The sequence below is a fragment of the Actinomadura geliboluensis genome, from assembly GCF_005889745.1.
Lineage (GTDB): Bacteria > Actinomycetota > Actinomycetes > Streptosporangiales > Streptosporangiaceae > Spirillospora > Spirillospora geliboluensis.
In genome coordinates this window covers 1-7914 of record NZ_VCKZ01000405.1, presented here as the reverse complement: position 1 = coordinate 7914, position 7914 = coordinate 1, and the positions used below count along the sequence as shown (strand labels likewise).

Annotated in this window: 4 protein-coding genes; all 4 read right to left on the bottom strand. The window is 72.2% G+C overall.

All coding sequences use genetic code 11. The annotated features are described in order from the left end of the window. Positions 1-423, bottom strand: a 423-nt coding sequence (locus ETD96_RS36550; RefSeq protein ID WP_138641048.1) for a helix-turn-helix transcriptional regulator, incomplete at its 3' end; no start/stop codon positions are given. Between the two features lie 63 nt (positions 424-486). Next, positions 487-1950, bottom strand: coding sequence for a glutamate synthase subunit beta (locus tag ETD96_RS36545; RefSeq protein WP_138641046.1), 1464 nt, complete (start codon positions 1948-1950; stop codon positions 487-489). A 14-nt stretch (positions 1951-1964) separates the two neighbouring features. Continuing rightward, positions 1965-6536, bottom strand: coding sequence for a glutamate synthase large subunit (gltB, locus tag ETD96_RS36540; protein ID WP_138641045.1), 4572 nt, complete (start codon positions 6534-6536; stop codon positions 1965-1967). Positions 6537-6869: 333 nt separating this feature from the next. Beyond that, entirely contained in the window at positions 6870-7877 is a 1008-nt protein-coding gene (locus ETD96_RS36535; protein ID WP_138641043.1) for a hypothetical protein, read from the bottom strand. Between the last annotated feature and the right edge of the window lie 37 nt (positions 7878-7914).

Genomic DNA, 7914 nt, shown 5'->3' with positions numbered 1-7914 from the left:
GGGGAAGGGGCGGAGGTGTATAAGGGACAGGAGCAGCACGTAGCAGCCGGGGATGGCGGCGGCCCCGCCGGTGCGGGCGCGGCGGCGGAACTCGGTCGGCGTCATGCCGGTCTGCTGCTTGAAGCGGGTGCAGAACGTGCCGAGGCTCGTGAAGCCGACGAGCATGCAGATCTCGGTGACGGTCAGGTTGGCGGTGCGCAGCAGGTCCTGGGCGCGTTCGATGCGGCGGCGGGCAAGGTAGGCGCCGGGGGTCTCGCCGTAGACCTCGCTGAACAGCCGGACGAAGTGGTAGCGGGAGTAGCCGGCGCGGGCGGCGACGGCGGCGACGTCGAGGGGCTCGGCCCATTCGCGGTCCATGGCGTCCCGGGCGATCCGCATCCGCCGCAGCACGCCGGTGTCCAGCACGGGGGCCGAGTTCCGCATGCTCCCCATGCTCGCACGAAGGCCCCGGAGGGACGTCCCTCCGGGGCCTTCGGTGCGGTGCGCTCAGGCGATCGGGCGCGCCGTCGGCGGGATCGGGTACGGCAGGTCGGTCCGGCCGGTGAGGTAGGCGTCGACGCCGTGCGCGGCGGCGCGTCCCTCGGCGATCGCCCAGACGATCAGGGACTGGCCGCGGCCCATGTCGCCCGCGGCGTACACGCCGTCCACGGACGTCTTGTAGTCGCCGTCGCGGACCACGTTGCCGCGCTGGTCGAGCTCGACGCCGAGCTGCTCCAGCAGGCCCTCGCGCTGCGGGCCGAGGAAGCCCATGGCGAGCGTGACCAGCTCCGCGGGGATCTCCCGCTCGGTGCCCTCGACCGGCGCGAACCGGGTCTCGGGGCCGCCGACCTCGACCAGCCGCAGCGCGCGGACGTTGCCGTCGGCGTCGCCGGCGAACTCGGTGGTGGAGACGGCGTACACGCGGTCGCCGCCCAGGTCCGCCAGCTCCTCGTGGGCGCTCTCCACCTTGAACAGCATCGGGTACGTCGGCCACGGCTGGGAGTCCGGGCGGGACTCCGGGGGCCGCGGCATGATCTCCAGCTGGGTGACGGACACGGCGCCCTGCCGGATCGCGGTGCCGATGCAGTCGGCGCCGGTGTCGCCGCCGCCGATGACCACGACGTGCTTGCCCTTCGCGGAGATCGGCGACTCGTCGTAGTCGCCCTCCTGCGCCTTGTTGGACGGCGGCAGGTACTCCATCGCCTGGTAGACGCCCTTGAGGTCGCGTCCGGGGACGGGCAGGTCGCGCCACGCGGTGGCGCCGCCCGCGAGGACGACGGCGTCGTAGCGCTCGCGCAGCTCGTCGGCGGTGACGTCGACGCCCACGTTCACCGAGGTCTTGAAGGCGGTGCCCTCGGCGCGCATCTGGGCGAGGCGCCGGTCGAGGTGCCGCTTCTCCATCTTGAACTCGGGGATGCCGTAGCGCAGCAGGCCGCCGACGCGGTCGGCGCGCTCGTACACCGTGACGTCGTGGCCGGCGCGGGTGAGCTGCTGCGCGGCGGCGAGGCCCGCGGGCCCGGAGCCGACGACCGCCACCGTCTTGCCGGTCTTCACGGCGGGCGGCTGCGGGCGCACCCAGCCCTCCGCGAACGCCCGGTCGATGATCTCGACCTCGACCCGCTTGATCGTCACCGGGTCCTGGTTGATGCCGAGGACGCAGGCGCTCTCGCACGGGGCGGGGCACAGCCGCCCGGTGAACTCGGGGAAGTTGTTGGTGGCGTGCAGCCGCTCGATCGCCTCCCGCCAGTCCTTGCGGTAGACGAGGTCGTTCCACTCGGGGATCAGGTTGCCGAGGGGGCAGCCCTGGTGGCAGAACGGGATGCCGCAGTCCATGCAGCGGCTCGCCTGCTTCTCCAGCCGGTCGGTGCCGAAGTCCTCGTAGACCTCCGACCAGCTCTTGATCCGCACGTCGACCGGGCGGCGCTTCGGGAGCTCCCGCCGGACGGTCAGGAAACCCTTCGGGTCAGCCATGTGGAGTCCCCCTCTCAGCTCTGCGCCGCGGACATGACGGCCTCGTCGACGTCGCGGCCCTCGGCCTCGGCCTTGGCCATGGCGTCCAGGACGCGCCGGTAGTCGCGCGGCATGATCTTGGTGAAGCGGGCGGCGGCCGCGTCCCAGCCGTCCAGCAGCCGGCGGGCGACGGCCGAGCCGGTCTCCGCCAGGTGCCGCTCGACCAGCGTCCGGACGAACTCCGCGTCGCCGGCGTCGAGCGGTTCCAGGTCGACCATCTCGCCGTTGACCCGCTCGGGGACCAGGTCCAGGACGTAGGCGATGCCGCCGGACATGCCGGCCGCGAGGTTGCGCCCGGTCCGGCCGAGGATCACCGCGCGGCCGCCGGTCATGTACTCGCAGGCGTGGTCGCCGACGCCCTCGACGACGGCGGTGGCGCCGGAGTTGCGGACGCAGAACCGCTCCCCGACGACGCCGCGGGCGAACAGCTCGCCGGACGTCGCGCCGTACAGGATGACGTTGCCGCCGATGATCTGCTCCTCGGCCGCGAACCCGGCGTCCGCCGGGGGCGCCAGCGTGAGCCGCCCGCCGGACAGGCCCTTGCCGACGTAGTCGTTGGCGTCGCCGACGAGCCGCAGCGTGATGCCGCGGGGCACGAACGCGCCGAACGAGTTGCCCGCCGACCCGGTGAAGGTGACGTCGATCGTGCCGTCGGGCAGGCCCGCGCCGCCCCACTTCTTGGTCAGCTCGTGGCCGAGCATCGTGCCGACCGTCCGGTTGACGTTGCGGATCGGCAGTTCCAGCTTGACCGGGTCGCCGAACGAGAGCGCGCCCTCGGCGAGCTGGATCAGCGTGTTGTCGAGCGCCTTCTCCAGCCCGTGGTCCTGCACGGCGGTGCGGCGCAGCGACGCGCCGTCCGCGACCTCGGGGGCGTGCAGGATCGGGGCGAGGTCCAGGCCGGACGCCTTCCAGTGGTCGACGGCCTCGCGCATGTCGATCATCTCGACGTGCCCGATCGCCTCGTCCAGCGAGCGGAACCCGAGGGCCGCCAGGTACTCGCGGACCTCCTCGGCGACGAACTCGAAGAAGTTCACCACGAACTCGGGCTTGCCGGAGAACCGCTGCCGCAGCACCGGGTTCTGGGTGGCGACGCCGACGGGGCAGGTGTCCAGGTGGCAGACCCGCATCATGACGCAGCCCGACACCACCAGCGGCGCCGTCGCGAAGCCGTACTCCTCGGCGCCGAGGAGGGCGGCGACGACGACGTCCCGGCCGGTCTTCATCTGGCCGTCGGTCTGCACGACGATGCGGTCGCGCAGGCCGTTGAGCAGCAGCGTCTGCTGCGTCTCGGCGAGGCCCAGCTCCCAGGGGGCGCCGGCGTGCTTCAGCGACGTCAGCGGGGACGCGCCGGTGCCGCCGTCGTGCCCGGAGATCAGCACCACGTCGGCGTGCGCCTTGGACACCCCGGCCGCGACCGTGCCGACCCCGACCTCGGCGACGAGCTTGACGTGCACGCGCGCCGCCGGGTTGGCGTTCTTCAGGTCGTGGATGAGCTGCGCCAGGTCCTCGATCGAGTAGATGTCGTGGTGCGGCGGCGGCGAGATGAGGCCGACGCCGGGCGTGGAGTGCCGGGTCTTGGCGATCCACGGGTAGACCTTGTGGCCGGGCAGCTGGCCGCCCTCGCCGGGCTTGGCGCCCTGCGCCATCTTGATCTGGATGTCGTCGGAGTTGGTGAGGTACTCCGAGGTCACGCCGAACCGGCCGGACGCGACCTGCTTGATGGCGCTGCGCCGCAGGTCGCCGTTCTCGTCCGGGGTGAAGCGCGCCGGGTCCTCGCCGCCCTCGCCGGTGTTGGACTTGCCGCCGAGCCGGTTCATCGCGATCGCGAGGGTCTCGTGCGCCTCCGCGGAGATGGACCCGTACGACATCGCGCCGGTGGAGAACCGCTTGACGATCTCCGAGACCGGCTCGACCTCCTCGATCGGCACCGGCTCCCGCTCGCCCTCCTTGAGCTTGAACAGCCCGCGCAGGGTCATCAGCTTCTCGGCCTGCGCGTCGACCGTGGAGGTGTACTCCTTGAAGATCTCGTAGCGGCGGGTGCGGGTGGCGTGCTGGAGCTTGAACACCGTGTCCGGGTTGAACAGGTGCGGCTCGCCCTCGCGGCGCCACTGGTACTCGCCGCCGACCTCCAGGGTGCGGTGCGCGAGGTCGTTGCCGCCCGGCGGGTAGGCGCGGGCGTGCCGCTGCGCGACCTCCCGGGCCAGCACGTCGAACCCGACGCCGCCGAGCCGGGACGTGGTGCCGGTGAAGCAGCGCGCCACGACGTCCTCGCCGAGGCCGATCGCCTCGAAGATCTGCGCGCCGGTGTAGGACGCGACCGTGGACACGCCCATCTTCGACATGACCTTCAGGACGCCCTTGCCGTACGCCTTCACGAGGTTCCGGACGGCCTTCGCCGGGTCCAGGCCCTCGATCGCCCCGCCGCGGACCAGGTCCTCGACGGTCTCGATCGCCAGGTACGGGTTGATCGCGGACGCGCCGTACCCGATGAGCAGCGCCATGTGGTGGCACTCGCGGGCCTCGCCCGTCTCGATCACCAGGCCGGTCCGGGTGCGGGTCTTCTCCCGGATGAGGTGGTGGTGGACCGAGCCGGTGAGCAGCAGCGACGGGATCGCGGCGCGGGCGGAGTCGGCGCCGCGGTCCGACAGCACGATGATGCGGGCGCCGGCGGCGATGGCCCGGCTCACCTCGGAGTTGATCTCCTCCAGGCGGGCCTCCAGGGCCTCTCCCCCGCCGGCGACCTCGTACAGGCCCTGCACGACGTGGGCCTGCAGGTGCGGCAGCGAGCCCTCGTCGTCGATGTGGATGATCTTGGACAGCTCGTCGTTGTCCAGGATGGGGGTGGGCAGGACGAGCCGGCGGCACGAGTCCGGGCCGGGCTCCAGGAGGTTGCCCTCCGGGCCGAGCGTGGACTGCAGCGAGGTGACGAGCTCCTCGCGGATCGCGTCCAGCGGCGGGTTCGTGACCTGTGCGAACAGCTGCTTGAAGTAGTCGAACAGCAGCCGCGGCCGCTCCGAGAGCACCGCGATCGGGGTGTCGGTGCCCATCGACCCGATCGGCTCGGCGCCCGTCTTCGCCATCGGCGTCAGGATGATCCGCTGCTCTTCGAGGGTGTAGCCGAACGTCTGCTGCCGCCTGACCAGCGTCTCGTGCGTCGGGATCTCCCGCTCGCGCTGCGGCAGCTCCTCGAAGCGGACGAGGCCCTCGTGCAGCCACTCGCCGTACGGGTGCTCGGCGGCCAGCTCGGCCTTGACCTCGTCGTCCTCGACGATCCGCCCGGCGGCGGTGTCCACGAGGAAGATCTTGCCGGGCTGGAGCCGGCCCTTGCGGACGACCTTGCTCGCCGGGATGTCGAGCACGCCGGCCTCGCTGGCCAGCACGACCAGGCCGTCGTCGGTCACCCAGTACCGGCCGGGGCGCAGCCCGTTGCGGTCCAGGACGGCGCCGACCACGGTCCCGTCGGTGAAGCTGACGCTGGCGGGGCCGTCCCACGCCTCCATCAGCGTGGAGTGGAACTCGTAGAAGGCCCGGCGGGCCGGGTCCATCTCGGTGTGGTTCTCCCACGCCTCCGGGATCATCATCAGCACCGCGTGGGGCAGCGACCGGCCGCCGAGGTGCAGCAGCTCCAGGCACTCGTCGAACGAGGCGGTGTCGGACGCCTCGATGTCGATCACCGGGAAGATCCGGGACAGGTCGCCGGGCAGCAGGTCCGACTTCAGCAGCGCCTCGCGGGCCCGCATCCAGTTCCGGTTGCCCTTCACCGTGTTGATCTCGCCGTTGTGGGCGATGAACCGGTACGGGTGGGCCAGCTCCCAGGCGGGGAACGTGTTGGTCGAGAACCGCGAGTGCACCAGGGCGATCGCGCTGGTGAAGCGGCGGTCCGACAGGTCGGGGAAGAACGGCTCCAGCTGCGGGGTCGTCAGCATCCCCTTGTAGACGATCGTGCGGCTGGACAGGCTCGGGAAGTACACCCGGACGTCCTGCTCGGCGCGCTCGCGCATGCAGAACACCGCGCGGTCCAGCTCCAGGCCGGTCTTGCCCGCGTGCGGGCCGCCGGCGGCGGGGGCGATGAACAGCTGGGCGAAGTGCGGCATGACGCGCCGCGCGGCCGGGCCGGTGAAGTCGGGGTCGTGCGGCAGCTCGCGCCAGCCGAGGACCGTCAGGCCCTCCTCGACGCACAGCGTCTCGATGTGCGCGACCGCCGCCGCGCGCTCGGCGGCGTCCGCCGGGAGGAAGGCGATCCCGGCCGCGTACGCGCCGGCGTCGGGCAGCGGGAAGCCGCAGACCTCGCGGAAGAACGCGTCCGGGAGCTGGACGAGGATGCCGACGCCGTCGCCGTCGTCCGGCTCCGCGCCCACCGCGCCGCGGTGGTCGAGGTTCTTCAGCACGGTCAGGGCGTTCTCGACGATCTCGTGGCTCTTGCGGCCGTGCATGTCGGCGACCATGCCGACGCCGCAGGCGTCGTGCTCGTTCGCCGGGTCGTACAGCCCCTGGGCATCGGGGCGGCCCTGTACGCGGGCAGCAGGTGTGAAGGCAGCTGCGGCCATCAACCCTCCCGTCGTCGTCTCGTGTCACTGCTTCGGTGTCAGTGCAGTCGTGGGACGACGTTGGCCCTGCTGCGGTGAGATGACATTACATCACTGTCGGGAACATGCCCGACTGCACCGGATCGCGAAACTTACCCGCGGCGATCCGCGCGCATGCCATCTCGGAGTGGTTTAGACCAAGGCTAGTGGCGGGTTCGGGGCGGGCATTGCGCTGACCTGCGTGAGCATCATCACCGGGTCGGGACGTTTACCCCGAAATTCGGGTGATCTACCGAAATTTTCCGTCGTCCGCGGCCACTCGGACGCACTCGGGGCGGGTCACCCGGACGCGGGTCACTCGGACGCGCGGGCGGCGCGGCCGAGCACCGCCGGGGACTTGCCGCCCTCGATCAGCAGCGACAGCAGCGTCTCGTCGGTCTCGGTGCCCTTGCCGTCGAGCCGCTCCGCCCACGAGACCACGGCGAAGTGGCCCATGGCGAGGCCCCGCGCCATGCCGAAGCCGCGGCCGAAGTCGTCCAGCGGCTCCGGGGCCTCCAGCGGCCGGACGAAGCCGGCGCCGATCGTGTGCTCCAGCCGGGCGACGAACCGGTCCGCGTCCGCCGAGCTGTTCAGGTTGAACACCGTGACGGCCAGCCCGTAGCCGCGCTTCGGGTCGGAGTAGATGCCCCGCGCCGCCTGCGTGCAGCCGCCCTTGCCCAGCTCGGCGCCCACGCTGCCGCCCCACACGGCGGCGGCGCAGTCGGCGTCGAGCCGCTTCGCGCGCAGCTTCACCTTGACCTCGCCGTCGGGGACGGCCAGCGTCGCCGCGTCCGCCGGGAACGCCTCCGCCGCCGTCAGCGGCTCGGGGTCGGACCCGCGGGCGGCGATCCCGCCGTACGCCGACGTCGAGGGCGAGCTGGAGTAGGAGGTCGGGGACGGTCCGTTCCCCGCCGGCTTCCCGATCTTGGCGTTCGCCGCGTTGCCCGCCGCGGGACCGTTCCCGTCGCGGAACACCACGACGGCGGCGAGCCCGATCAGCACGAGCACGCCGAGCGCGGCGGCCGCGCCGAAGTACAGCTTCGGGCCGAGCGCGGCGACGCGGCCCGCGAGCCCGCCGGGGGCCGCCGGCTCACCCGCCTGGGCGGGCCGTTTCGGCCGCTTGGCCTGCTCGGGCCGGCCCTGCCGTTTCGCCTTGCCGGGCCGCTTCGGCCCGCGCCCGCCGGGACGGGGAGGCGGGACGGCCTCGTACGGCTCGCCGTACGGCTCCTCGTACCGCTCGTCGTACCGCTCGTCATAGGCGGGCTCGGCGTAGGGGGCCGGCTCGTACGGAGCCTCGGCATAGGGCCTGTCTCTTATAAACATCTGACGCTGCCGACGACGGAGAGAGTGTCGATTTTGG